Below are 25,056 nucleotides of genomic sequence, written 5' to 3'. Positions count from 1 at the left end.
GGACATCTCGCATGACTCAGTCAACTTATCTTACTCAACCTGCCCACGCGGCGGGGCTTATGGTTCTGGCGGGCGCGACGTTTGCGCTGGTCAATACGGGGTTGCAATCGGCAACCATGGGCAAGGGCGCGTCGGCCCCTGCCGTCACTTTCTGGCAATATCTGATCGCGCTTGGCTTTTACCTGCCATGGGTGTTTCGTCATCGGGCTGCGGTGATGAAAACCGGGCAGGTATGGCTGCACATATTACGGGTCGCATTGGCGGCAGGAGGCGTGCAGCTTTGGACGCTGGGGCTGGCCCATGTACCGATCTGGCAAGCAATTGCGCTGATCCTGTTGTCACCCTTCTTTGTGACGCTGGGCGCAGGGCTGGTGCTGCGAGAGGACGTCTCGGTCCATCGTTGGGGCGCGGTCCTGCTTGGCATCATCGGCGGTGCGATTATCCTGGAACCTTGGTCGGATCGCTTCCAGCTGGCGGCCCTGCTGCCCGTGGGCGCGGCAGCGCTGTGGGCTGCCAGCTCGGTCGTCACCAAATTCCTGACCCATCGCGACAGCACGGAAACGATCACCATCTATCTGTTGCTGCTGCTCAGCCCGATCAACGCAGGTCTCGCGCTTGGCACCGGGTTCACGCTGCCCTCATCCGCGATCTGGTTGGTCGTGGGGGCCGGCCTGTTGACGGCTTTTGCCCAGCACGTACTTGCCCGGGCGTATTCAATGGCAGATGCGGCGTTCCTGCAGCCGTTTGATCACCTGAAACTGGTCTTCAACGTGGCGTTGGGATTTGTGGTCTTCGGGTTTCTGCCCACAGGCTCCATGTGGATCGGCACTGCGATCATTCTGGCGGCCAGTTTCTGGCTTTTAGAACAAGAACGGCGCCAAGCGGCCTGAACAAAAAAGGGCGCGGAATCATGCCGCGCCCTTCCTTAAATCTGGTCCGTCGGATTAGGCTTCAATGGCCTTGGCTTCGACATCATTCTTACCGGCAATCTCAATCCGGCGCGGTTTTAGGGCTTCGGGCACTTCGCGCAGCAGGTCGATATGCAGCATGCCATTTTCATGGATCGCGCCCGAGACGCGGACGTGATCGGCCAGATGGAAGCGACGCTCGAATGCACGGGTCGCGATGCCGCGGTGCAAATAGGTCCGCTCTTCTTCCTTGGCCTTCTTGGCGGTGACAAACAATGCCTTGTCACGCAGTTCGACCGACAGCTCGTCCTCGGTGAACCCGGCCACGGCAATCGAGATGCGCCATGCATCTTCGTTGGTCTTCTCGATATTATACGGGGGATAGCTGTCGCGGCTGACATCATTGGTCAAAACCCGGTCCATCAGATCAGCAATCTGATCAAAGCCAACGGTGGCGCGGTACAGGGGCGACATATCAAAATTACGCATTGGGTGTCCTTTCACAAAGCGACAAATATTAGGCCTTCCCAATTGGGACAGGCAGTTTACGGACCCGCCCGGCGGCATCCGTGGAATAGAGATATGTGTGGTTTTTGCAGGTTCAAGACCTGCTAGGGTTTCACAAACCGAGCGCCGGCGTCACTGCGCCCTCCGACACCGATGCGGCGCGACTTAACCTCAGCGCCACCAACGACGCCGCGTCCTGCGCGCAGGGCCTGTTTCACCTCGGCAAGGCGCGTCGGCAGCATCATGCCAAGCCCAGCTTTTTGCCCCTGATAGTTCGTAACAGCAGATACCACCGAAACAATCCGTGGACGTCGTCCTGATGTGTTGAACACCGGGGCACCCGAAGACCCGAACCAGATATCGCAGTCAAACGCGATCAAATCGCGATCGCGATCCATCACCGAACAGCGTGCCTCGCGGGACAAAGCATCAGCCCGACCGCGGGCATAGCTGACGACCGAGATTTCATGCTCACTTTGGGACAGAGCCTCGACCGCGAACGGAGCAGCCGTCCCGGTTGAAATGGGGGCTTCCAGCACCACAAGGCCAATGTCATATCGGATGTTTCGAACACCGGGATTTGGGCCCGTATCATAACTTGGATGCATCACAGCAAGCTTCGCCGCGCTGGCTTCCACGAATTCTCCGTCACGCAGACCCGCAAAGAACTTCAGGCCCTCAAGCGACCCTTTCGCCACTGCATCTTCGATGCAATGGGCCGCAGTCAGAACCAAGTCGCTTGCGATCAACGCACCTGAACAGAACCCGCCGGGCATATCCAAACGCCCCACGGCTTCGAACCCCAGAAGATCGCTGCGGAGGGTCAACCGCTTCAATCCGGCGGCGCTGTCTTGCGCATGCGCGATATGCGGCACCAGCCATACTGACAACAGAAAAGGCAGAATAAGTTTCATGGCAGCCGTCAGTTAAGGGCGCATGAATTTGGCCCCACCGGGGCCCGCCGCGCCTGTTCCAAATTTTCGGACTTTCGGTTCCTGCACGGTCTCGACCCGAGTGAACACACCGTCGCCAGCAGCCAGCATTTCGTACATCTCGGCCAGCGGCGTCTCTAAATCAGTGCCCAAAGATACTGGAATATCCCGAACCATTGCTTTGGCCGAAATCACGGACACTATGCGTGGTTCACCACCCTCGACAACAAAAACCGGCGCACCCGAAGATCCGAAATCCACAGTGCAGTTTAGAACCAGCACTCCGCTTTGACGCGCCAGAACTTTGCAGGTTTTCTGCAGCGCAGGACTTTCCGTGCGATCATGAGCATAGGAGACGACGCCCACCTCATCCCCCTTACGCGGTCGCGAAAAAGTCTGGAACGGTATAATTGAGCTGTTGCGGATCGGCTTTTCCAGTTCAAGAAGTGCCAAATCCTTGGCCACGTTGGGCGATTGTTTTGATGGGGTATAAGCATAGTCTGGATGCACGACTGCACGCCGAACGCCCCTATAGGCCGAGGCCCGCCCCCCACGCCAACCGGCCAAAAACTCGATTTCAGACAGCTTGAACCGCTCTCCGCTGTCTCGGTCAAAGAGGCAATGTGCGGCAGTCAGCACCAGATTTTCACCGATCAGAGCCCCGGTGCAGAAACTGCCACCGCCTATATTCAAACGCCCAACGGCTTCCCATCCCTTGCTTTCGTCCCCGGTCATCAGGGTGCGCAAAGGCGACGGATCAGACGCCCCCAAAGGTCTGGTTAGCAAAAGAGCCGCCACCAGGATTGCCAATAGATATCTCATACATACTGCCTTTGAACGGAGCAGTTTTCCCACCCTCCCCGCAGTTGTACGGCGAAACTCAGGGATGAAGAAAGGTTTAATGCGCGGTGGGCGATAATTTGCGGGGTTTCGGTCCGCCGGTCGCCCAGTCCAACAGCTCGACCGTGTGGACCACCGGGATGCCCGTCCCCGACCCGATCTGGATCATACAGCCGATATTGCCGGCTGAAATTATGTCGGGCGTCTTGGCTTCCAGATTGGTCACTTTGCGCTTTTGCAGTTCTTTCGAGATCTCGGGCTGCATCAGGTTATATGTCCCGGCTGATCCACAACACAAATGTGGGTCAGCGGGTTCAACTACCTCGTACCCCGCCCTTTTCAACAACGTTTTTGGATGGGTTTTTACCTGCTGCCCGTGCTGAAGGCTGCACGCAGAATGATAGGCCACCCTCTGTCCCATATCTGCTGTTGGCACATCCAGCTCCATCAACAGTTCGCTGATGTCCTTTGCCATACCGGAAACTGCCGCCGCATCTTCGGCCAGCCTGTCATTGCGAAACATGAAGCCGTAATCCTTCACCGTGGTGCCGCAGCCCGAGGTGTTGATCACGATGGCGTCCAGCCCGTCGCCACGTTTTTCACGCATCCATGCGTTGATATTCGCGGCTGCCTGAGCGTGGCTTTCGCGTTCCTTGCCCATGTGATGGGTCAATGCCCCGCAACACCCCATGCCCTTGGCGACCACGACCTCGCAACCCAATCGGGTGAGCAAACGGATCGTTGCGTCGTTGATGTCAGTATCCAGCGCCTTTTGCGCACAGCCGGTCAGCAGGGCCACGCGTTTCTGACGCACGCCCTTGGCCGGAAAGACCTGCGGCACGTCATTGGCGGACGGGCGTGGCAGTTTCGGAGGCGCCATTTCCAACATCGCCTCAAGTCGCGGATCAGGCATGAACTTCCGCAAAGGACGCGCAAGTCGCGCGCCACGCATGGCCCAGCGGAACCGCCCCGGATAGGGAATAATCCGCGCCAGCGTCCAGCGCAGCAGCCGATCAAACAGCGGGCGTCTATAGGTCTTTTCGATATGCGCACGGGCATGGTCGACCAGGTGCATGTAATGCACGCCTGATGGGCAGGTAGACATGCAGGCCAGACAGGACAGGCATTTGTCCACATGCTCGACCGTTTTCTTGTCGGCAGGGCGTCCCGCTTCCAGCATATCTTTGATCAGATAGATCCGCCCCCGCGGGCTGTCCAACTCGTCCCCCAGTACCTGATAGCTGGGGCATGTGGCGGTACAGAATCCACAATGCACGCAGGATCGCAGGATCTCGTTCGCGCGCTTGATGGCAGGATCGCGCAACTGGTCTTCGGTGAAGTGAGTTTGCATAGTCCGGCCCCTAAATCGCGAAACGCATTTCTTCGATGATCAACAGGCACAGCCCGCCTGTCGGCACGCTAAGCACCAGAAAGATCACATAGCGGATGGCATTTGGGAGAACACGCCCCTGCACGGGCCAGATCAACCGTGTCAGATGATAGAGCGCGGCGACCCCCCCCCACCGGCAGCTGAAACATAAGCGAAGGCTTGGAATCCCATGGCCATCGCATTCCCCGCCGGGTCATTTGACGTGATCATCGGCTCGCCAATCCACAGCACGCACAGCAGAACGGCGGCTCCAATCCCGGCGACAATCCCAAGCTTTGCATGCGGGATCAATGACAAGGCAACGAAAACCGGCACCCCCAGCAGAAACAGTATGATCACATCCATGGGTTACTCCATCAGGCCGGGGTTCAGAATGCCGCGCGGGTCGAATTTTTGACGCAGGCCTTGGGTCAGACGCGACAAGGCAGGGGATAGCGGTTGAAACTTTGGCACCGCAAGCGCGGTTTCGCTGTGGATGAGTGTCGCATGCCCCCCGACCCGTGCAGCATTGTCTTGGAGCGCACCATGCAAAGCTTCTTGATCCACATCTTCACCGGCCCAAACCCAAACCCGTCCGCCACCCCAATCATAGCAGAACTGAACATCAAACTGATCCGAGATCCCGGCCATGATCGGTGCTGCATCGCTTGGCTTAAGCGATAATTGCCAAAACGCCCCACCCGGCCCGCGTGCGGATTGGGAAAAGGTGACCATGTCGCGCATAACTTTCCAACCCTCGGCATTCTCAGACGTTATCACTTCACCAAAGCGCCCAAGCAGATCTTTCAGCTTTTCAGCACGATATCTGACCGAGTTTTCAAAGCCTTCAATACGGACCATCGTAAAGGGCTCTTCTTCGATGCAGGCTGGGGCATGCACTGCCCCGGTCACGTCAAAAGGAGATCCCAATGCTGCTGACATGGCCGCAACCGCGTTCTCGTCGCTTAGCCCCACGATCCCTACGGTCATCACATGTTCGGGCATTGGCAGAACCTTCAGGCTTACCTCGCTTAAGACACCAAGCGTGCCCCAACTGCCAGCCATCAGTTTGACCAAGTCGTAGCCGGTCACATTCTTCATGACCCGGCCACCGTTCTTCAACACCTGCCCCTGCCCATCAACAAAGCGAACACCCAACAGGAAATCCCGCGCCGCGCCTGCCTGCACGCGACGTGCGCCGCTTGCATTGGTGGCAACCACCCCGCCAATGGTCGAAGCGCCTTTCACACGCGTGACATCTGAAAGATCATAAGGTTCAAAGGCCAGCATCTGGTTCTCTGCCCTCAGAACGGCTTCAATTTCGCCAACTGGTGTCCCGGCTTGGGCGACCAGTGTCAGCGCGCCCGGCTCATACAGCGTGATGCCCGAAAGCGACGTGGTCGACAATTCTTGGCGCCCCGCTAGTTGCTCAGCGGACCGCGTGCCGCCCCCGACAATCCGCACAGGACCATCCGCCGCACGTACCAAATCTGCCAGCTCTTGCTCGCTTTGAGGGATCAGTTTTGTCATCCGCGCCGACCTTCCGAAGCTTCAAGTGGAAACACTTTGGCCGGGTTCAGAAGCCATTTGGGATCAAAAACGTCTTTCACGGCCATCTGGATATCCAAATCCTCCGGGCCATATTGTTTGGCCATCAGGTCGCGCTTTTCCACACCAACCCCATGTTCACCCGTCAAACAGCCCCCTACCTCGACGCACAGGGTCAAGATGTCGGCACCAAGGGCTTCGCATTTCTCAAGATCGCCCGGTTTGTTGGCGTCAAACAGGATCAACGGGTGCATGTTACCGTCGCCCGCATGGAAGACGTTGCCCACATCCAGCCCATAGTCTTTGCTCATCTCGCTGATGCGGCGCAGCACCAAGGGCAGCTCATTGACCGGGATCGTTCCGTCCAGACACATATAGTCGTTGATCTGCCCCATCGCACCAAAAGCCGACTTACGCCCCAGCCAGATCGCAGCACTTTCCTCGGCTGAGTTGCTTTCGCGCACTTCCACCGGATTGTGACGCTTGGCAATCTCGACAATACGGGCAAGCTGGTCGTCGATCTCGGCGTCCGAGCCTTCGACTTCGATGATCAACAGCGCCTCGCAATCAGGATAGCCGGCACCGGCGAATGCCTCGGTCGCGCGAATACAGGGGCGGTCCATAAACTCGATCGCGACGGGCAGGATGCCAGACTTAATGATATCGGACACGCAATGGCCCGCGACTTCATTGCTGTCGAACCCAACCAGCACTGGCCGCGCGCCTTCGGGCTTGGCAAGGATGCGCAATGTTGCTTCGGTGACGATGCCAAGCTGGCCCTCGGATCCACAAATGAGCCCCAACAGATCCAGCCCGCCTGCATCCAGATACGCACCGCCGATCTGAACCACCTCGCCATCCGCCATGACCATGGTCACGCCCAACAGATTGTTGGTGGTCACGCCGTATTTCAGACAATGCGCCCCGCCAGAATTCATCGCGATATTCCCCGCAATCGCGCAGGCCAATTGCGAGGACGGATCAGGGGCGTAGAAGAAACCATCTTCCTCGACGGCGCCAGTCACTGACAGATTGGTGCGACCAGACTGCACCTGAATGAACCGATTGTCATAATCCGTCTCAAGCACATCATTCAAACGGGCGACGCCAAGAATAACGCTGTCAGCGGTGGGCAGTGCGCCACCCGCAAGCGACGTCCCTGCCCCGCGCGGCACCACGGGTACACCTTCCTCGTGACAGATACGCATGACCGCCGCGACCTCGTCAGTCGAGGCCGGCAGAACCGCGCAAAGCGGCGGGCATTTATAAGCCGTCAGCGCGTCACATTCGTAAGCACGAGTCTGGATCGGGTCATGCACGACTGCCCCCCGGGGCAAAACAGCCTCCAACCGCGCAACGATGTGATCTTTGCGTGCAACGATCCCTTGATCTGGTGTCGGCATTTGCATGGAATTTCTCCGCGACTCTGAATTGGTAAGAAAATATAACCAATTTTTCACTTTAGCAACCACTAGGAACGGCTTATGCGTGAAACATGACTTTTGCTGACCGCTACTCGTTGTTTTCGATACTTGATCTGGGGGCCGTTGGTTTGATCCTGCTGGCCTGGGTTGCAATTGGATGGCGTATCGAAAGCGCCACGGGTGAAAAGCAATCCGTTTCGAAAATCGTGGCCCAGTATCGGCGCGATTGGATGGTTCAGTTTATCACGCGCCAGCCGCGTATCTTTGACAGCGCAATCCTGTCCAACTTGCGCCAAGGGGCAAGCTTCTTTGCCTCGGCCACAATGATCGCCACTGGCGGCGGGTTGGCTTTGCTTGGAAATACTGAACGGTTGCGCGGTGTCGCGCAGGACTTGACCCAAACCAGCGCGCCTGAACTGGTGTGGGAGGTGAAGATCCTTCTGGTCATGCTGTTTTTGGCCAACGCGTTTCTCAAATTTGTCTGGTCGTATCGGCTGTTTGGATATTGCGCAGTGGTGATGGCATCCGTGCCCAATGACGAAACCGACCCCACGGCCCTGCCCCGCGCACGAAAGGCGGGCGAGATCAATATCACCGCAGCGCGCAGCTTCAATCGGGGGCTGCGTTCAGTCTATTTCGCGATGGCGGCATTGGCGTGGCTGGTTGGACCGATCAGCCTGATCATCGCCACCTTGTTCACATTTGCCGTTTTGTGGCGCCGCGAATTCAACTCGCATTCACGTGCCGTACTAATGCAGCCTGACGCCTGATCTGTTCAGTCGCTGCGGTGTGCCGCACCCCCGCGACCTTCCCAAAGCCATGCAAGCACCAAGGCAATCGCAGCCAGTATCAAAAACAGCGCAGGCGGGGCCAACGCGCGCAGGCGAATTGCCGTCGTGACATAGGCGTCGCGCGGGACGTATCCCAGCCACCCGCGCCCTGCCGAAGGTTGACCCGCACGCACAGCACGCAAACTGGGCAAGCCGTCTTCCATACGCCGCGCCACGCCGTTGCTGGCGGCCAAAATCGGGCCGATGTCGTCGGTCTGCGCCAAGGGATTGCTGAACTCGACCGAGGTCGCAGCCCCGCGGACGACAACCGTCGACAAGTCATCCTGCGTGACGTGGAACAACCCCGTGACATCCGTTGGGACCGTTGCCTCGAACACTCCGGGGACTGCTTGTTTCAACGTCACGGACTGACTTCCTCCGCTTGGATCAATCAACGTAACGTCCGGCAAATCGGTTTGCATTGTCGTGCGCCGGACGGTGACACCGGTTTCGGTTGCCAGTGCCGACAGTGCCTCTTCCTCGAGTTCGGGTTCGCGCATCAGCCAATGGGCCAAACGGCGCAAAAGCTCAAGCTGCGGCCCCCCGCCCTGATGTCCGCGTGCCCACAACCACGCATGGTCCGAGGCCAGAAGCGCCACGCGTCCCTCGCCGCTGCGGTCCACAATTAACAATGGCTCTTCGTCCTGTGCGGACATGATCACATGGCCTTGCTGGGGCGTAACCCCGATTTGACGCATCCACGGCCCCCAGCCCCCTTCAGGGGCGAATTGCCTTAAATCGCGCGTAATCGGATGGCGCTGGCCATCTTCAGTCACCTCCGGCAGGAATGGTTCTTCATACAGCCGGCCCGTTGGCCGTGCAGGTAGAATATCGGCAAGCCCAGTTCGCGCGATGCTGTCGACGCCTGCCAGGGACGGTCCCGCTGCAACCAACACCGCCCCGCCCCGGTGCACATAGTCCCGCACGCTCGCCAAATAAAAGCTGGGCAGGATGCCTCGCAATTGGTAGCGGTCGAAAATAATCAGGTCGAACTCGTCAATCTTGTTGATGAACAACTCATCCGTTGGGAAGGCAATCAGGCTTAGCTCGTTCACTGGAACACCATCGCGTTTTTCAGGCGGGCGCAAAATGGTGAAATGAACAAGATCCACGGCGCTGTCGGACTTTAGAAGGTTACGCCAGGTGCGCGTTCCGGGATGCGGCGTGCCCGAGATCAGAAGCACCTGCAACCGGTCACGCACCCCATTCAATTCGATCACCGCTTCGTTGTTGCGGCCAGTCAGCTCTCCTTCGCCCTCGGGCAATGTCACATGGATCAGATTGCGGCCCGCATGTTGCAAGGTCAGCGGAACTACGATGTCCTGCCCGTCAATCACCGGAATATCGGGCAAAACCACTTCGTCATGGGACATAGAAAGTCGCGTCGGGGCCTGCGCTGCTGGGGCACGACCAAGCGTTTCCACCTTCAAGCGCAGCTCGATTTCTTCACCGAGAATGGCAAAAGCAGGGGCATCCACAACGCTGATCCGCCGATCCCAATCCGTTGCACGCCCTGAAATCATGGCATGCATCGGCACAGGCACGCCGGGGGCGCCATCCAGATCATGCACCACACCATCAGTGATCAGCAAAACACCGGCCAAACGGTTCGCCGGAAGCTCGGCCAATGCCTGTTTCAGCGCGGCCATAAGGCGCGTACTGTCATCGGTGTCTTCTGTCCGAGGCACCAGATCTGACAAGGTACGCAACACTGGTTCCACCCCAGCACGTGCCGAGATCTGCGCCATCAGCCCATCACGAGCGGCTGCGTTTTGTGCTGGCCGATCTGACAGGGATTGCGAGGCACTGTCATCCTCGAGCACCAACAAAAGATCTGTCAGCGGGTCACGTTCTTCTTGTTGCAACGACGGACCCGTCAGGGCCGCCAGCAAAACCAAAGCAGCGAAGGCCCGCAGGGGCCACCCCGGCAGCCCGCGCCAGATGGCCCACACCAACGACACGCCCGCAAGCGCAGCCAACATTGCGATCACAGACCACGGCAGCCCGGGGGCGAAGTGCAGAGACGTCGCGTTCATTCCCCCAACCTCTCAAGCAAGGCAGGCACGTGAACCTGATCGGATTTGTAATTTCCTGTCAGCACATGCATCACCAGATTCACACCGAACCGGACCGCCATTTCGCGCTGACGTTCCCCCGCCTGCCCACGTCCGACTGGAAACATGGGGCGACCATCTGCACGGATGGCCCATGCACTGGCCCAGTCATTTCCGCCAACAATCACCGGCGTCACTCCATCGTTCAGGTTGCGAAATGGCATGCCCTCGACTTGTTCGGCATCCGCCAGCGCGGCTTCGGCCCAAACCGGACCTCGGTAGCGGCCTGGAAATTCTTGCAGCAGGTAAAAACTGCGTGTCAGCACATGATCATAAGGTACCTGATCCAAAAGCGGCAGGTTCAGTGGCAATGCCACGGACCGAAGGCGGCGGCTGGCTGCTGTGCCTCCGCCGACTCCGGCATCGCGTGTGTCAAACAAGATCAAACCGCCCGCCGCAAGATACCGCTTCAGACGCAGGATCGCATCAGGGCTGGGGATCGGCGCTGTATCCGTCAAAGGCCAGTACAGCATGGGGTATACGGAAAGATCGTCGATCTCGATATCCACACCCACAGGCGGTGCAGGTTCGACCGAGCTGCGCAGATACAACTGGTCCGTCAGCCCCAGAAGCCCAGCGCGCGCCACCTGATCCACTTGCGTATCGCCGGTCAGGACATGTGCCAGTGTCACAATATTGGCCGCATCCAGAACGCTGGGGGGGGTCTCGGTTTGCGCGTCTGATGCCTGAGGTGCGATCACCAATGCAAGCCCCACAAGCGCGCTGGCCGCCCCCCGTTGCACACCCGGAAAAAGCCGTCCCGCCAGCCACAGCGTCAGAACCACATCAAGCGCGCCCAACAGCAATGCAAGCGCCAACAGCCATGGACCAAGTTCTTGCCGTTGCGACTGAACATCCCACCGCGGCTCCACCCTGGCGGGCCACACAGCACGATCCAGCACACTGTCTGCACGCAACACGTTCACCGCTTGCACCCTGTCACCGTCAGCATACAGCCCCGGCGCCAAATCAGGTCCGACGGGATCGACCAACTTCGGACCCGGCACGCCGGGCGCGGCATCTTCTGGCGACAAGATGCCAAACCCGTCCAACTTGTGGGTTGCGACCCATGTGGTGCCGTCCAGCGCAACACTGTCGCGTGTTTGCCCCTTGGATGCGATGGCCAGCCGCTCTAACATTTGGACAAATAGGCCGGACAAAGGCAGCGTAGACCACTCGGCATTGGCCGAAATGTGAAACAATACGATCTGGCCCGCGCCCAGCGTATTGCGCGTCACGATGGGTGTGCCATCTGATAAGGTGGCAATCGTACGCTCGGCCAGATCCGGGCCGGGCTGAGCCAGAATTTGCGCCTCGATCTGTACATCGTCAGGGAGCGGAAGGCCGAAGAAAGGCGAGCTTTCTTGGAATGGCGCAAGCACGCGCGGGTCGCCCCAACTCATCGCACCGCCAACGACGCGCCCGCCCGCACGCAATCGGACGGGCAGCAGTTCATCAGCCTCTCGTTGCGTCAGATCAGATGCCGCCAACCGAGGCCCGGCAAATCGCAACAAAAGCCCCCCGCCGTCGACCCAATCCACAAGGGCCTTACGGTCGGCTTCCGCAAAGTTAGCCACGTCAGGCAGGATCACCACATCCGGCCCGGCCTTGATCAGCTCGGTCAGCGCAGGCAGTTCGATAACCTCGGACGTGGTCACCAATGCTTCGCGCAGGTAATGAAGCGGAGACAGCAGCTCTAGCCCCTCGCGTTCACCCGCAGTGTTCAAGAGCCCCACCTTACGGCGGCGCAGGCTGTCATCCGCCAGCGTCACCGCACCTGATGCCCGGTGATTTGCGATCTGAATGCGGTCAATACGGTTGCGCAACTCGCTTGGAACAGTCAGGCGCAAATCCGCGCGACGTGCCCCGGCGTCAAATGCGACGGACGCAGACAACAGCGCCCGGTCGATCCCCTCGGGATCCGGGCCAAGCGCCTCTAATGTGACGTCAGAGACCGGGCCAGGCCCTGTCGACAACACCGACACCACCAAATCCCCGCCATCCAGCACCGCAGGCAATATGCCCAATCGAGGCGCTGAAGGCTCTCGCACGTCGAGCTGGCCCAATTGTTCGAATTTTGCAATCAGGTCCTCTCGGCCAGCACGTGCGACCCCATCCGACAGCCACAGAACGTCGGCATCGCCAACCGCCGTCACCCAATCCCAATCATACGCGCCGTCCCACGCAACCGGAGCCAGCCCCGGAAGGGCACTTTCCCAAACATCTGCCGGTTGCCAGTCCACGTTTGGTGCGGCGTCGGCTCGCACTGCAGAACTTGCCAATACGATCGCCGTTGGGCGGGCATTGACGCCAGCTTCATCAAGTGCATTCCCAATCGCCTGCACCCTCTGCGGCCAGTCTGACGCAGCAGGCCAGAAGTCATCCACAAAGACCAACAACCGCCCATCACGCGGTCCAGAAGTGTCGGGATTCAGCACAGGACCAGCAAATCCAATAATTATGGTCGCCATAGCCAAAAGTCGCAAAAGTAATAGCCACCACGGGGTGCGGTCCGCCTGCACGACCTTATCTTCAAGCCCCAAAAGCAGTGTGACCGCCGGGAAAACCTGTTTACGTGGCGCAGGTGGCACCGCACGAAGCAGCCACCAAATTATGGGAAGCACCAAAAGGCCAAACAACAAAAGTGGCGCGGTGAAGCCTATGCCTAAAATGTTCACCGGCTCGGCTCCCCAATTGCGTTCCACAACCACAGCAGCGCTGCAGAAGCCGGATCCTGTGTGTGATAACTGTAGAAACGCCAGCCCGCACGGTTCGCAAGATCCCTCAATTCGTCCTTACGGCTGGCGAGCCGGTCCAAATATCGATTGCGCAAATCTGCTGCCTCGCGCGTGTCGTGGCGCACCCCGCCCGCTACATCCTGAAACAAGACACGGCCCTGAAAGGGAAACAGTTCCTCCATTGGATCAAGCACTTGAAACAACACGCCTTGTTGGCCGCGGCCCTGCGCCGTTTCTACGAACGCACGCGTAGTCTCGAGGGACCCAAGAAAATCAGAAAACACCACCTGTCGTGCCCGCCGATGTGCGAAATGGGCGGATAATGGCACGTCCCTGCTGGGGAACATCAACTGATCCGCCAAGCGTGACAGTGTCATCTGACCGCGCTTTGGGACCTCAGCCCCTCCCAGCAGGCCAACGCGCTCGCCTCCGCGCAAAAGCAGCGCGGCAAGCGCCAAGGCGATCAACTGCGCTTGTTCGCGCTTCTCAGGCAAAGCCGCATCAGATGCGAATGCAAGTGAAGGCGACGGGTCCACCCAAAGCTGGACCGAATGGGCCGCCTGCCATTCCTTTTCCTGCACATAGTGCCGGTCCGACCGCGCCGACCGCCGCCAGTCGATCCGATGCGCCGGATCCCCAGGCTGAGCACGACGGTACTGCCAAAATGCCTCGCCCTGCCCGGATTGACGCCGCCCATGTTCGCCCAGCTCGACCGATTGGGCCAGATGCTGTGCAGCCACCAATAGTGGTGGAAGACGCGACGCCAAGGCCTCGGCACGGGACCGAAGCTGCAGGGGAGTTTCCGTTGAGGTCACGCCGCGGCCTTTTTATCCAGCACTTCAGTAACCGTTTGACCGATCACATCAGACAACAAGCGCCCTTCGGCCCGCGCGGCATATCCCAGCGCCATTCGATGACCCAGCACCGGCGCGGCCAGCGCGTGAATATCGTCGATCCCTGGCGCCAAGCGCCCATCCAACAATGCCCGCGCCCGCGCAAGCAACATCAACGCCTGCGTCGCGCGTGGACCCGGCCCCCAGCTGACCGCATCGCGAATAATCTGCGGGGCGCTTGGATCGTCCGGGCGACAGGCGCGAACCAGATCCAAAATGGCCTCGACCACGCTGTCCCCCACGGGCATCCGTCGCAACAAAGTCTGCGCTGCAATCAAATCGTCACGACCAAACACCGGCGAAACCTGCGCGTCTTCTGTCCCCGTTGTGGCAAGCAGAATATCCCGTTCAGCATCGCGGTCCGGGTAATCGACATCGATCTGCACCAAAAACCGATCTAACTGTGCTTCGGGCAGCGGATAGGTGCCCTCTTGCTCAAGCGGGTTTTGCGTTGCAAGAACGTGGAACACCTGCCCCAGATCATGGGTCTGCCCCGCGACCGAAACCTCGTGTTCCTGCATGGCTTGCAGCAGTGCCGACTGAGTGCGTGGGCTGGCGCGGTTGATTTCGTCTGCGAGCAGCAATTCGCAGAATACCGGGCCTTTGATAAACCGAAACGACCGCGCACCTGTGTCGCTTTCCTCAAGCACTTCGGCGCCCAGAACATCTGATGGCATCAAATCGGGTGTGAACTGGATCCGCCCATCATGCAGCCCCATAACTGTTCCCAATGTCTCGACCAGACGGGTTTTGCCCAACCCGGGCAGGCCAATCAGCAAAGCATGTCCGCCTGCCAGAATGGCTGCAAGCGTCAGATCCACCACCTGATCTTGCCCCATGATCCGGCGCCCGACCATCTGGCGTGCCTCGGACAGTTTGGCCCCAAGTGCTTCGACGTCGCGTAGTAAATCATCGCTTTGCATGGCAATTCCTCTGCGTGGCTCCTAAGTTCATTTAAGGCCAGTTTATCATGGGGACCAAATGACAAAATCGCCAAATGCCGGAAAATCGACGGAAAGTCGCATGTTTGACATGGATGCAGTGTCCAAGGCCGTCACAGCCAACACTGATAGATCCCTGCCCCCGGTGCATCTGTGGACCCCCAATTACAGCGGCGAGATTGATATCCGCATCGCTCGCGATGGGACGTGGTTTCACGAAGGCGGAGAGATCAAACGCGAAGGTTTGGTGCGGCTTTTTGCGTCCATTCTGAAGCGTGAAGACGGGGCCTATTATCTGGTAACCCCAGTTGAAAAGTGGCGCATCACGGTCGACGACGCACCTTTTGTCGCCACGGATATGTCCATCACGGGCGAAGGTCGCGATCAACGGCTAACCTTCACCACTAAGGTCGGAGGTCGCGTCACCGCCGGACCAGAACACCCGTTGCGTCTGGCCTGCACCCTTGACGCCCCTTGCCCCTATGTCGAAGTCCGAGCGGGGCTCGAGGCACTAATCGACCGCAAGACCTTCTATCGCATGATCGATCAGGGTGTCGCTGAAGATCATAACGGAGCCTCGTGGTTTGGCGTCTGGTCGGATGGGAAATTCTTTCCGCTGATCCCAACCGACGGCCTCTGCTGACCAAAGCGTCGCATTTCGCTCGTCGCGGCACGGCACATGGGATAGAAGGCCGCATGAGCACCGATGATCTTGAAATATTCTTTGTTGCGCCTCCTGGCCTTGAACCCCATCTGGCGGACGAAGCCCGTGCAGCAGGTTTTGCGACGCCCGTGGTCAGCCCCGGCGGCGTGACGACGCGTGGCAACTGGTCTGAAGTCTGGCGTGCCAACTTGACCCTGCGCGGTGCAACGCGCGTGCTGGTCCGCTTGGGCGAATTTCGCGCGTTTCACATGGCGCAGCTGGACAAACGCGCACGCAAGTTTCCTTGGGGCAACGTGCTGCGCGCAGATGTGCCCATTCGGGTCGAGGCCGTCTGCAAACGATCGAAGATCTATCACCACAAGGGCGCGGCACAGCGGGTCGAACGTGCGATTTCCGAGACATTGGGCGCACCGATCAGCAAAGACGCCCCGCTGGTGATCAAGGTGCGGATCGACGACAATCTGGTGACCATCAGTTTGGACAGTTCGGGCGAAAGCTTGCACAAGCGCGGCCATAAAACCGCGACTGGTAAGGCACCGATGCGCGAAAACCTAGCAGCACTTTTTCTGCGTGCTGCCGGATATGACGGAGGCGAGCCGATTCTGGACCCAATGTGCGGATCTGGAACATTTCTCATTGAAGCCGCCGAGATGTCAGTGGGGCTATTGCCCGGTCGCAGCCGTGGCTTCGCCTTTGAAAAACTTGCAAGTTTTGACGCTGAACTGTTTGGAGCTCTGAAGCTGTCAAACACTCCGGCCTTTTCCGAGGATGTTCGATTTTTCGGATCTGACAGAAACGCAGGGGCGATCGCGAACAGTCAAAAAAACGCCGAAAGCGCGGGTGTCGCAGGAATTTGCCAGTTTACCGAGGCCTCGATCAGCGACATCGTGCGGCCAGACACGGATCCCGGCCTGATCATCGTGAACCCACCTTACGGGGCTCGGATCGGGAACAAAAAACTGCTCTTTGCGCTTTATGGCACGATGGGAAAAGTGTTTCAGGACCGGTTCAAAGGTTGGCGCGTAGCGATCATCACATCGGATGGCGGGTTGGCCAAGGCAACGGGTCTACCTTTTCAGCAACCCGGCCCGCCAGTCGATCATGGTGGGACCAAGGTCAAGCTCTATCAAACCGCCCCACTTCCATAAAAAGGACCGGGACATGCCCGGCCTTTTCTGTTTGGAGGGACGGATTATTTCAGGCCCCATTTCGCTGCGGTTTCTTCAAAGAAACCCTTTTCCTGCTTCAGCTTGATCCAGCTGTTCACATAGTTGATCCAGACCTGATCATTCTGGGGCAGAAGCATCGCAATCGGGGTCGGTGCACGTGGGGCTTCCACGGGAATGGCCGTCACCTGCGGGAACTTCTGCGTCAGCGTCGCCCCTTCGATGTTCGAGGTGATGAACACATCTGCACGCCCCGACAAAACCTCTTGATAGCCACGCGCGGGGGCTTCAACGACTTTGATATCCGCGTCTGGGAACCACTCTTTCACCATTTTCTCGAACGAGGTGCCCAGCGTCGTTGCGACTTTCACCTCGGGCGCGTTGATCGCATCCCAACCATCAAACCCCGCCAGCTTGTCCGACGTGGTAAAGGGCAAAATCTGGACCGAGATATACGGGTCCGAATAGCCCGCAACCTTCATCCGCGACGGCGAAATCGACGCAGATCCGGTCATGTGGTAATTGCCGGCCACGATGCCATTCACCAGTGTTTTCCAATCGGTGGGCACGAATTCCAGCTTCACCTCAAGGTCTTTTGCCAGCTCGGTCATCACGTCGATGTCATAACCCTTATAGCTTTCGGTCGCCGGATCGCGCACCGACATGGGGTTCCAGTCACCGGTTGTCCCCACCTTCAGGACCCCGCCTGACAGGATCTCGTTCAATGCAGATTGTGCCGCGGCGGCCCCTGTCAGCGTCGCCAAAGCCAGCAGTCCTGCACCGAGAGTTCTCAAAAAGTTCATCGCACCGTGTCCTTTTGGTGGTTATAAATACGAATTCTCATCCATATAGGTTACGTGATCGTATTCGAAATGGATCATCAATCACGATGAGTTGAACAAAAAATGGCGCGTGGAACAAGTGCAGAACAAAAATCAAGCGAACACCGCCGTTGAAATGACGGACGTCTCGAAGTGGTATGACGACTTTCAGGTGTTGAAAGACATTTCGTTGACGGTCGAGGTTGGCGAGAAATTGGTCATCTGCGGCCCATCAGGATCTGGAAAATCCACGGTCGTGCGCCTTTTGGCCGGGCTTGAAACTCATCAAGAGGGGAGGATCCACTTGCAAGGTGGGGGGATGAAGACCCAGCGCCCCGGCGACATAGGCATGGTATTTCAAAGCTTTAACCTGTTTCCACATCTTACGGTTTTGGATAATCTGACCCTTGGCCCGGTGAAGGCGCTTGGCCTGTCCCGGGTCGATGCCGAAGAACGTGCGCGCGCCTATCTGGAACGTGTACGTATCCCTGAACAGGCCGATAAACGCCCCGCGCAACTGTCCGGCGGCCAGCAACAACGCGTCGCAATCGCACGCGCCTTGTGTATGGAACCCAAGCTGATGCTGTTTGATGAACCTACTTCCGCGCTGGATCCCGAGATGATTGCCGAGGTTTTGGAGGTGATGGAGGATCTGGCCGCCGATGGCATGACCATGATCTGCGTCACCCATGAAATGGGATTCGCGCGTCGCGTCGCCGACCGCATCGCATTTATGGACGCGGGCGAGATCGTCGAAATCGGTGCGCCCGAGCAGGTTTTCCAAGCACCGAAATCTGAACGTTTCGCACTTTTCCTTGACAAAATCCTGAAGCACTAGCGGGACCGATATGAAATTTCGAACAATCGCCCTGATCGCGGCGCTGACGACGCTGACAGCTTGCTCTGCTGCTCCGGGCACGTGGGGATGGTATGTCATCGACCCCTCGACGGACACCGGATGGACCAACATCCGCTTCCTGATCCGTGGGTTCACGGCAACCATCCAAATCTCGGTACTCGCTGCGGTGGCGTCGATCGGCATCGGGCTTCTGGTCGCGCTTCCGGCCTTCGCGCAGAACCGTTGGCTGCGTCTGCCCAACCGAATTTATGTCGAATTCATCCGTGCAATCCCGCTGTTGCCAATGCTGTTTTGGGTCTTTTATGGCCTGCCCGTTGTCACGCGCAGTATGGGGATCAATATATCCATCGATCCATTCTGGGGCGCGGTAATCACACTCGCCCTATCCGACAGCGCCTTCACCGCCGAGATCTTCCGCGCGGGCATTCAATCCGTCCCGCGCGGGCAAGCTGAAGCCGCGCAGACCATCGGGTTGAGCCGCGCCAAGGCGATGCGCTATGTCATCCTGCCGCAAGCCGTGCGGCGTATTCTGCCCCCACTGGCGAACCAGTTCATCTATATCGTGAAGATGTCCGCCTTTGCCTCCGTGATCGGCATGCAGGAACTGACCCGCCGCGCAAACGAGCTGGTCGTGACCGAATACCGCCCGCTTGAGATCTATACGCTGTTAATCCTGGAATATCTGGTACTGGTCCTGATTATCTCGGCCGGGGTGCGCTGGCTGGAACGACGCATGGGGGCGGATGAAAGCCGCTAACCCTGCACGATCAATGGTGCATTAGTTCAAGTCTTCCAAAAGGCGTTTGTGTTTCTTCGCCTCAGCAATTGCGCCACCCAGCGTCTCGATCCCTTTGGAATGAAGCATCGCCAGCATCTTGCACAACACATCTGCGGTGGCGCGGGCGTCACCCAGCGCGGTATGGCGCAGTTCAGGTGGGATCACCACGCCCAGACGATCACATAGCGCATCCAGCGTGTGCACCTCGGTCGTGCCAAACAACACGGCAGACAACAAAACCGTGTCCAGAATTGGATGGGTCCATTCGACATCACAAGCTTCGGCGTGACGGCGCAAGAACGCCATGTCGAAAGGCGCATTATGAGCAACCAATACGGCGCCGCGCGAAAACTCGTGCAGGGTCTTGCCTGCCTCGCGAATTGTTGGCTTGCCTGCCACCATCCGATCCGTGACCTTGTGCACCTTGGTCGACGCCGGAGGGATCGGCATTTCCGGGTCCACAAGCTGGTTAATCTCTTCCCCGGGAACGATCTTTTCTTTCACCACGCGCACGGCACCGATCTGTACGATCTCGTCCTTATGTGGCAATAGCCCCGTGGTTTCGGTATCAAACACCACATAGGTCAGGTCGCGCAGGCTCATCTGCATCAGATCACCTGTCGCCTGACCTTCCATCAGATCAAAATCGAATACCACAGGGCGGCCTTCGTCGGGCGCAATGGTGGTATGTGCATCGTCAATTATCAGCAAATAACCTTCGCCCGGCGCAAGTGGCTTCAGACGGGCGTCGAATTCAAGCCCATTGGCGGCGGATAGGTCCGTAAAGCTCTGCTCAAACCCTGTCGAGATCATCTTCTTATAAGCCGCCATAAACGGGGTTTTCTGAAAATAATCAAAGATCGAGGCGTTCAGACGGGCCGGGCTGACCTGGGACAACACAGCGGCGGCCTGTTTGTCATAAAGAACGATCTGATGGGCGGGATTGATCAGCACCATGGCCACCGGGATTTCTGACAGCAAAGCCGTTAGGCGCGCCTTGTCTGCTGACAGGCGCTGCGTTTCCGCGGCGACAATGCTGGCCTGATCCATAGTGGATTTCATCAACTGTTCTGACATGGCTTCAGCCGCAGGTGCCAAATCGCCCAGAAAACGTGCGCTGTGCGTGTCGACGTCCCCAGAGCCAGCATGGGCCTTGGTCCTTAGTCCCGAGGCCAGACGTTCGATCGGGCGGGCGATGTTTTCATCGAACAGGAACCACACACCAGCAATCAGCGCCAGAAGGCCAAAGCCCGACAAAACCCCTGCAAAGACAAAACCCGACGCGATGTCTTCCGGCGTGGCGCGGCTGGCCCCGACAAAGAGCGCCCCAAGAACCAACAACACCGATGCAACAGCCATCAGGGCGAAGAAAAGGAAGACACGCAATCGAAGCGACAATTTGGTCAGGATCTGCATCACGACACCTCAAGCTTGCAGATGGCTGTTAGCAGCGGATCCCCCTCTTCCGGGGCGAACCAATCTACGCCGCTGATCTCGCCGTCCGCATCAAACGAGACGCCATCGATCAACGGGGCGCGTTTTCCCGCATCGCAATCCGCCAGCATCACCATCTTTTCTGGCGCGGACCAACGGCCAAGGAAATATGTGTCTACCATACGCATGGACGGCCGGGCGTCGTGGGTGCGCACCGACGGCTCGTCCAGGGCGATGAACCGTTCGGTGAAGGGCTTCACATAGGTCCAAGGGCGATAGAACGTTTGTTTTTCAACCGTGTGAATGACGACCATTCCTTCGGGCAAGGTTGCTTGCGTGCGGTCGTACCACGCGTATTCGTTGGCAATCGTTGTCGAAATCATGGCAAGCCCCGCACCAACGGGCATGGCCCATTTCGGCAAGCGCCCGCCGCTGATCTTGTTCAGAAGCAGCACCACACCTGCGCCTGCAAAGCCTGATACCAGTGTGGCGACCATCTCAAAGAACATCACGTTTCCTCCCTACCCGTTTGGCCGGTTTCGGCCCAGTTCTGACCTGCCTTAGCCCAAAATCCCGCGCCCATGCCCGATCGCACTTTGCATGGATTTCACCACCACAAATGCATCGCGCAGATGGCTACGTTCAAACTCGGACAGATCCGAGGGCGACAGATAATTGTCCGGCTTTCCACCGGCTTTAACTTCAGCGACCTGATGTTCCAGCCGCGTGTCGGCGATCAGGTCATAAGCGTCCAACAGATCCTGCCCGCCCGATTGGCTAAGGCCGCCGGCATGGATCGCAGCCTCAAGCCGGGCGCGGGTGTTGGCTTCTTTCAACTCGCCCTGCAGCGCATAAACGCGGCCGAGATCGACGATGGGCACAACACCATTATGCTTCATATCCAGCTGGTTCTTATGCTCGCCCGAGCGGATCGTGGCAAAGCCGCGCAAAAGGCCAAGGGGCGGCGTGTGCTTCAATGAGTTCGACACCATATGCGCCACAAAGATTGAATTCTTCGCCGCCATCGCCAGCGTGTCTTTCTGAAGACCTTCAAACAGGCTTTCATCCCCCGAAATCGCCCGCAGATCAAACATGACCGAGGCCAGCATCTGCGCTTCCGGGCTGGGCTTGGCGATCCAGCCGTCGAAATAGCCTTTCCACACAGATAGCGGCTGGCACCAACGTGGGTTCGTCGCCATCATGTCGCCGGGACAATAGAAATAGCCGCAGACATCCAGCCCGTCACAGACGAATTTGGCGAGCTCGGCAAAGTATCCGTCGCGATCTGCATCCGTCACATCGTTGTGCAAAATCATGCAGTTATCCTGATCGGACACGCCGGTTTGTTCTTGCCGCCCCTGCGATCCGCAGGCAGCCCACAAATAGGGCACTGGCGCCGGTCCAAGCGCGGCTTCGCCCAGTGCCAGAAGGCGTCGGGTACAGGTGTCGGCAATGTCGGTGATCAGTCGTGTGACCACCTGATGGGGACGTCCACCTGCAACCAACTGCACCAGAAGCTGCGGAATGCGGGCGGTAACCTTGCGCATTTCCTCGGCCGTCCTGGCCTGCGCAATCTCGCGCACCAACTCGGCGGAACTGACGGCCTGAAAGCGGGTCAGGTCGGTCTGGCTGACAATGCCGACCAGTTTGCCGCCTTCGACGATGGGCACATGACCGACACGCCGCTCCATCATCACGTGCAGCACATCCGACCCGATGGCGGATGGCGCAAGGGTAATGGGATTAGATGTCATGATCTGCGATACAGGCGTTTCGACCGGCAATGCGGCGGCAAGCACTTTGCCCGACATATCGCGTGTGGTCAGAATGCCGCTCAAGGTATCACCCTCGGTGACGCACAGCGATGACACGCGGCGGTCACGCATCAAGATCGCGGCCTCTTGCACCGTGGTCGCAGGGGGGCAGGTCACAGGATTGGCGGCCATCAGCGTGTCTACTTGCGTGGTCGCGAGGTCTTGATGATCCTGCTTGGAAACTCGGTCCGCGCGCGAGCGGTCGAAGAAACGCTTCACCTTGTCTTCGGCGGCAATCAGGGCGTGGACCTGATTTACCGGCAGGATCAGAAGCGTGGCATCCGTCGCAGCGCGTGCATTGGTGACGGCTGTGCCATCCCGCAAAAGCCCACGTTCGCCAAAAGAATTGCGTAACCCCAGATGTGACACGACCGAACCGTTCTCGTCCGTGACCTCGACCTCGCCCTCATAGATGATGAAGACGCCGGGCAGCGTGTCACCGAAAGCATAGACCTGATCCGCGGCGCTGATGGCGCGGGTTTGAAGGGTCGGGACCAAAGTCTCGATCACCTCGGCAGGCAGAGCGTCATAAGGGTGAACGGATTTCAGAAACCGGAAAATCTGATCTGTGCTCAGGGGCATATTCGCTGCCTTCTGTAAAAGTTAGTCCCGCCCGATATGACACCGGACGGGACAAATTTAAAAGGGGGCGGGTCGCCGCATTGGGCCACCCGCCAGAACCAACTTAGTGATCCTGAGCCGAACCGGCGCCGCGCGGAACGCGAACCGACTGAACCAGCTCTTTGATCTCTGCCGGAAGCGGCTTGGTCATGCCCGAGACAACGTATGCAACAGTGAAGTTGATCGCTGCACCAATTGCGCCGAACGAAGTCGACTTAACGGTGCCCAGAAGCGGATCAGCATCGGTGAAGCTGTTGGTGCCCGGAACAAAGAACCAGCCTTTGTGCAGGAAGATATAGATCAAGGTAACCGAGATACCTGCGATCATGCCTGCAACAGCACCGGTGTTGTTGATCTTGGTCGAGAAGATACCCATCATCAGAGCCGGGAAGATCGACGCGGCGGCCAGACCGAAGGCAAGTGCCACGGTTTGTGCTGCGAAGCCCGGTGGGTTCAGACCCAGATAGGTTGCGACAACGATTGCAACTGCCATGGCCACACGTGCCGAGAACAGTTCGCCTTTTTCCGAGATCTGCGGGTTGATCGCACCTTTGATAAGGTCATGCGATACAGCCGACGAGATCGCCAGAAGCAGACCAGCAGCGGTTGACAGCGCAGCAGCCAGACCACCAGCAGCAACCAGACCGATCACCCAACCCGGCAGGTTGGCGATTTCGGGGTTGGCCAGAACCAGGATGTCACGGTTGAACTTGGTCAGCTCGTTACCGGTCCAGCCTTTTTCAGCGGCCATTGCCTGCATAGCTTCAGACTTGTCGTTATAGTACTGGATCTTGCCGTCGCCGTTCTTGTCTTCCCAGTTCAGAAGACCAGTTTTCTGCCACGTTTTCATCCAGTCGTAACGCTCTTCGTTCTCGATCTGCTCGACGCTTACAGCTTCGCCATTGACGCCGCCATTCGGCCACATCATTTCCGAGATGTTCAGACGCGCCATGGCGCCAACTGCCGGAGCAGTCAGATACAGCAGAGCGATGAATACCAAGGCCCAACCGGCCGACCAACGGGCGTCCGATACTTTAGGTACGGTAAAGAAGCGCATGATGACGTGCGGCAGACCAGCGGTACCGATCATCAGCGACAGGGTGAACAGAACCATGTTGAACGTGTCGGCGTGGTGCGCGGTGTACTCGTTAAAGCCAAGCTCTGTCACGATTGCGTCCAGTTTCGCCAGAAGCGGCTCACCCGAAGCAGCATGCTCGCCGAACAGGCCCAGCGCCGGGATCGGAGTGCCCGTCAGTTGCAGCGAGATGAAGATCGCCGGAATGGTGTAGGCCATGATCAGCACAACGTACTGAGCAACCTGAGTGTATGTAACACCCTTCATGCCGCCGAAAACGGCATAGGCGAACACAACAGCAGCACCGATCAGCAGACCGGTTGTGTTGTCAACTTCCAGGAAGCGACCAAATGCGACACCAACGCCGGTCATCTGACCGATAACGTAAGTAGTCGAGGCCACGATCAAGCAGACAACAGCCACGATACGGGCCGTCTGCGAGTAGAAGCGGTCACCAATGAATTCCGACACGGTGAACTTGCCGAACTTACGCAAGTAAGGCGCAAGCAGCAGAGCCAGCAGCACATAGCCGCCGGTCCAGCCCATCAGGAACGACGAGTTGTCGTAACCGGTAAAGGCGATAAGGCCAGCCATCGAAATGAACGATGCAGCCGACATCCAGTCAGCAGCCGTCGCCATACCGTTGGTGACCGGGTGAACACCACGCCCTGCGGCGTAGAATTCCGAGGTCGAGCCCGCACGGGCCCAAATTGCGATGCCGATGTAAAGCGCGAAGCTCGCGCCCACAAACAGCAGGTTGATCGTAAACTGATCCATCTG

Annotated in this window: 22 protein-coding genes; 6 read left to right on the top strand and 16 right to left on the bottom strand. The window is 58.4% G+C overall.

The annotated features are described in order from the left end of the window. Positions 1-11: 11 nt before the first annotated feature. Positions 12-890 carry a DMT family transporter gene (locus FIL88_RS02825; protein WP_142852289.1) on the top strand — a complete coding sequence of 293 codons (879 nt, stop codon included), beginning with the start codon at positions 12-14 and terminating at the stop codon, positions 888-890. Between the two features lie 54 nt (positions 891-944). Here the strand turns inward: FIL88_RS02825 and FIL88_RS02820 are convergent, their stop codons facing one another. From FIL88_RS02820 to FIL88_RS02790, 7 genes are all read right to left on the bottom strand, one after another. After that, complete coding sequence (locus FIL88_RS02820; RefSeq protein WP_142852288.1) at positions 945-1,397, bottom strand: Hsp20 family protein; 453 nt, start codon at positions 1,395-1,397, stop codon at positions 945-947. Between the two features lie 122 nt (positions 1,398-1,519). Next, complete coding sequence (locus tag FIL88_RS02815; RefSeq protein ID WP_142852287.1) at positions 1,520-2,329, bottom strand: trypsin-like serine peptidase; 810 nt, start codon at positions 2,327-2,329, stop codon at positions 1,520-1,522. Positions 2,330-2,341: 12 nt separating this feature from the next. Beyond that, complete coding sequence (locus FIL88_RS02810) at positions 2,342-3,169, bottom strand: trypsin-like serine peptidase (protein WP_142852286.1); 828 nt, start codon at positions 3,167-3,169, stop codon at positions 2,342-2,344. 76 nt (positions 3,170-3,245) lie between these two features. Further along, positions 3,246-4,538: a glycolate oxidase subunit GlcF gene (glcF, locus tag FIL88_RS02805; RefSeq protein ID WP_142852285.1), complete on the bottom strand. Its 1,293-nt coding sequence runs from the start codon at positions 4,536-4,538 to the stop codon at positions 3,246-3,248. Between the two features lie 141 nt (positions 4,539-4,679). After that, the gene (locus FIL88_RS02800; protein ID WP_142852284.1) at positions 4,680-4,922 is read right to left on the bottom strand and encodes a hypothetical protein; all 243 of its coding nucleotides are present in this window, start codon (positions 4,920-4,922) and stop codon (positions 4,680-4,682) included. Positions 4,923-4,925: 3 nt separating this feature from the next. Then, positions 4,926-6,086 carry an FAD-binding protein gene (locus FIL88_RS02795; RefSeq protein WP_407642315.1) on the bottom strand — a complete coding sequence of 387 codons (1,161 nt, stop codon included), beginning with the start codon at positions 6,084-6,086 and terminating at the stop codon, positions 4,926-4,928. Continuing rightward, positions 6,083-7,513 carry an FAD-linked oxidase C-terminal domain-containing protein gene (locus FIL88_RS02790; protein WP_142852283.1) on the bottom strand — a complete coding sequence of 477 codons (1,431 nt, stop codon included), beginning with the start codon at positions 7,511-7,513 and terminating at the stop codon, positions 6,083-6,085. Before FIL88_RS02790 ends, FIL88_RS02795 begins: the two co-directional genes overlap by 4 nt. A gap of 86 nt (positions 7,514-7,599) precedes the next feature. Between FIL88_RS02790 and FIL88_RS02785 the strand changes: the two genes are divergently transcribed. Beyond that, the gene (locus tag FIL88_RS02785; protein ID WP_142852282.1) at positions 7,600-8,298 is read left to right on the top strand and encodes a DUF599 domain-containing protein; all 699 of its coding nucleotides are present in this window, start codon (positions 7,600-7,602) and stop codon (positions 8,296-8,298) included. Between the two features lie 5 nt (positions 8,299-8,303). Here FIL88_RS02785 and FIL88_RS02780 read toward each other — a convergent pair whose 3' ends face one another. The 4 genes from FIL88_RS02780 to FIL88_RS02765 are packed head-to-tail and all read right to left on the bottom strand — an operon-like array spanning position 8,304 to position 15,026. Beyond that, positions 8,304-10,394 carry a DUF7408 domain-containing protein gene (locus FIL88_RS02780; RefSeq protein ID WP_142852281.1) on the bottom strand — a complete coding sequence of 697 codons (2,091 nt, stop codon included), beginning with the start codon at positions 10,392-10,394 and terminating at the stop codon, positions 8,304-8,306. Beyond that, on the bottom strand, positions 10,391-13,150 hold the full coding sequence (locus FIL88_RS02775) for a DUF4159 domain-containing protein (protein WP_142852280.1): 2,760 nt from the start codon (positions 13,148-13,150) through the stop codon (positions 10,391-10,393). Before FIL88_RS02775 ends, FIL88_RS02780 begins: the two co-directional genes overlap by 4 nt. Further along, the gene (locus tag FIL88_RS02770; RefSeq protein ID WP_185960820.1) at positions 13,147-14,025 is read right to left on the bottom strand and encodes a DUF58 domain-containing protein; all 879 of its coding nucleotides are present in this window, start codon (positions 14,023-14,025) and stop codon (positions 13,147-13,149) included. Before FIL88_RS02770 ends, FIL88_RS02775 begins: the two co-directional genes overlap by 4 nt. Next, a complete protein-coding gene (locus FIL88_RS02765) occupies positions 14,022-15,026 on the bottom strand; it encodes an AAA family ATPase (RefSeq protein WP_142852279.1) in 1,005 nt (334 codons plus the stop codon). Before FIL88_RS02765 ends, FIL88_RS02770 begins: the two co-directional genes overlap by 4 nt. A gap of 58 nt (positions 15,027-15,084) precedes the next feature. On the opposite strand from FIL88_RS02765, the gene FIL88_RS02760 reads away from it, so the two are divergent. Together FIL88_RS02760 and FIL88_RS02755 are read left to right on the top strand one after the other, a co-directional pair. Continuing rightward, a complete protein-coding gene (locus tag FIL88_RS02760; protein WP_407642314.1) occupies positions 15,085-15,687 on the top strand; it encodes a DUF1285 domain-containing protein in 603 nt (200 codons plus the stop codon). 53 nt (positions 15,688-15,740) lie between these two features. Next, positions 15,741-16,856 carry a THUMP domain-containing class I SAM-dependent RNA methyltransferase gene (locus FIL88_RS02755; RefSeq protein ID WP_142852278.1) on the top strand — a complete coding sequence of 372 codons (1,116 nt, stop codon included), beginning with the start codon at positions 15,741-15,743 and terminating at the stop codon, positions 16,854-16,856. 44 nt (positions 16,857-16,900) lie between these two features. Here FIL88_RS02755 and FIL88_RS02750 read toward each other — a convergent pair whose 3' ends face one another. Then, entirely contained in the window at positions 16,901-17,677 is a 777-nt protein-coding gene (locus FIL88_RS02750) for a transporter substrate-binding domain-containing protein (protein WP_142852277.1), read from the bottom strand. 154 nt (positions 17,678-17,831) lie between these two features. On the opposite strand from FIL88_RS02750, the gene FIL88_RS02745 reads away from it, so the two are divergent. Continuing rightward, positions 17,832-18,533: an amino acid ABC transporter ATP-binding protein gene (locus tag FIL88_RS02745; RefSeq protein ID WP_142853424.1), complete on the top strand. Its 702-nt coding sequence runs from the start codon at positions 17,832-17,834 to the stop codon at positions 18,531-18,533. A 10-nt stretch (positions 18,534-18,543) separates the two neighbouring features. After that, positions 18,544-19,311 (top strand): amino acid ABC transporter permease, encoded by a 768-nt coding sequence (locus FIL88_RS02740; protein ID WP_142852276.1) that lies wholly within the window; start codon positions 18,544-18,546, stop codon positions 19,309-19,311. 21 nt (positions 19,312-19,332) lie between these two features. Here FIL88_RS02740 and FIL88_RS02735 read toward each other — a convergent pair whose 3' ends face one another. The 4 genes from FIL88_RS02735 to FIL88_RS02720 form a co-directional block, all read right to left on the bottom strand. Further along, positions 19,333-20,748 carry a 3'-5' exonuclease gene (locus tag FIL88_RS02735; protein ID WP_322788870.1) on the bottom strand — a complete coding sequence of 472 codons (1,416 nt, stop codon included), beginning with the start codon at positions 20,746-20,748 and terminating at the stop codon, positions 19,333-19,335. Further along, positions 20,748-21,275, bottom strand: coding sequence for a hypothetical protein (locus tag FIL88_RS02730; protein WP_142852275.1), 528 nt, complete (start codon positions 21,273-21,275; stop codon positions 20,748-20,750). The genes FIL88_RS02735 and FIL88_RS02730 overlap by 1 nt, the downstream gene beginning before the upstream one ends. Before the next feature lie 51 nt (positions 21,276-21,326). Beyond that, complete coding sequence (locus FIL88_RS02725; protein WP_142852274.1) at positions 21,327-23,162, bottom strand: putative nucleotidyltransferase substrate binding domain-containing protein; 1,836 nt, start codon at positions 23,160-23,162, stop codon at positions 21,327-21,329. Between the two features lie 103 nt (positions 23,163-23,265). Next, on the bottom strand, positions 23,266-25,053 hold the full coding sequence (locus FIL88_RS02720; protein WP_142852273.1) for a sodium:solute symporter family protein: 1,788 nt from the start codon (positions 25,051-25,053) through the stop codon (positions 23,266-23,268). Positions 25,054-25,056: the final 3 nt, after the last annotated feature.

The sequence above is a fragment of the Aliiroseovarius halocynthiae genome (assembly GCF_007004645.1).
GTDB classification, from domain to species: Bacteria; Pseudomonadota; Alphaproteobacteria; order Rhodobacterales; family Rhodobacteraceae; genus Aliiroseovarius; species Aliiroseovarius halocynthiae.
Note: the sequence above shows the minus strand (reverse complement) of the source record. Positions and strands in the feature narration are given on the sequence as shown.

What these genes read in the sequence shown, in the direction of transcription:
- FIL88_RS02795 (WP_407642315.1), bottom strand. Translation starts at nt 6,086, where the DNA reads ATGACAAAACTGATCCCTCAAAGCGAGCAAGAGCTGGCAGATTTGGTA.
- FIL88_RS02810 (WP_142852286.1), bottom strand. Translation starts at nt 3,169, where the DNA reads ATGAGATATCTATTGGCAATCCTGGTGGCGGCTCTTTTGCTAACCAGA.
- FIL88_RS02740 (WP_142852276.1), top strand. Translation starts at nt 18,544, where the DNA reads ATGAAATTTCGAACAATCGCCCTGATCGCGGCGCTGACGACGCTGACA.
- FIL88_RS02765 (WP_142852279.1), bottom strand. Translation starts at nt 15,026, where the DNA reads ATGCAAAGCGATGATTTACTACGCGACGTCGAAGCACTTGGGGCCAAA.
- FIL88_RS02755 (WP_142852278.1), top strand. Translation starts at nt 15,741, where the DNA reads ATGAGCACCGATGATCTTGAAATATTCTTTGTTGCGCCTCCTGGCCTT.
- FIL88_RS02735 (WP_322788870.1), bottom strand. Translation starts at nt 20,748, where the DNA reads ATGCAGATCCTGACCAAATTGTCGCTTCGATTGCGTGTCTTCCTTTTC.
- FIL88_RS02780 (WP_142852281.1), bottom strand. Translation starts at nt 10,394, where the DNA reads ATGAACGCGACGTCTCTGCACTTCGCCCCCGGGCTGCCGTGGTCTGTG.
- FIL88_RS02820 (WP_142852288.1), bottom strand. Translation starts at nt 1,397, where the DNA reads ATGCGTAATTTTGATATGTCGCCCCTGTACCGCGCCACCGTTGGCTTT.
- FIL88_RS02725 (WP_142852274.1), bottom strand. Translation starts at nt 23,162, where the DNA reads ATGCCCCTGAGCACAGATCAGATTTTCCGGTTTCTGAAATCCGTTCAC.
- FIL88_RS02800 (WP_142852284.1), bottom strand. Translation starts at nt 4,922, where the DNA reads ATGGATGTGATCATACTGTTTCTGCTGGGGGTGCCGGTTTTCGTTGCC.
- FIL88_RS02825 (WP_142852289.1), top strand. Translation starts at nt 12, where the DNA reads ATGACTCAGTCAACTTATCTTACTCAACCTGCCCACGCGGCGGGGCTT.
- FIL88_RS02785 (WP_142852282.1), top strand. Translation starts at nt 7,600, where the DNA reads ATGACTTTTGCTGACCGCTACTCGTTGTTTTCGATACTTGATCTGGGG.
- FIL88_RS02720 (WP_142852273.1), bottom strand. Translation starts at nt 25,053, where the DNA reads ATGGATCAGTTTACGATCAACCTGCTGTTTGTGGGCGCGAGCTTCGCG.
- FIL88_RS02730 (WP_142852275.1), bottom strand. Translation starts at nt 21,275, where the DNA reads ATGTTCTTTGAGATGGTCGCCACACTGGTATCAGGCTTTGCAGGCGCA.
- glcF (WP_142852285.1), bottom strand. Translation starts at nt 4,538, where the DNA reads ATGCAAACTCACTTCACCGAAGACCAGTTGCGCGATCCTGCCATCAAG.
- FIL88_RS02790 (WP_142852283.1), bottom strand. Translation starts at nt 7,513, where the DNA reads ATGCAAATGCCGACACCAGATCAAGGGATCGTTGCACGCAAAGATCAC.
- FIL88_RS02750 (WP_142852277.1), bottom strand. Translation starts at nt 17,677, where the DNA reads ATGAACTTTTTGAGAACTCTCGGTGCAGGACTGCTGGCTTTGGCGACG.
- FIL88_RS02745 (WP_142853424.1), top strand. Translation starts at nt 17,832, where the DNA reads ATGACGGACGTCTCGAAGTGGTATGACGACTTTCAGGTGTTGAAAGAC.
- FIL88_RS02760 (WP_407642314.1), top strand. Translation starts at nt 15,085, where the DNA reads ATGACAAAATCGCCAAATGCCGGAAAATCGACGGAAAGTCGCATGTTT.
- FIL88_RS02815 (WP_142852287.1), bottom strand. Translation starts at nt 2,329, where the DNA reads ATGAAACTTATTCTGCCTTTTCTGTTGTCAGTATGGCTGGTGCCGCAT.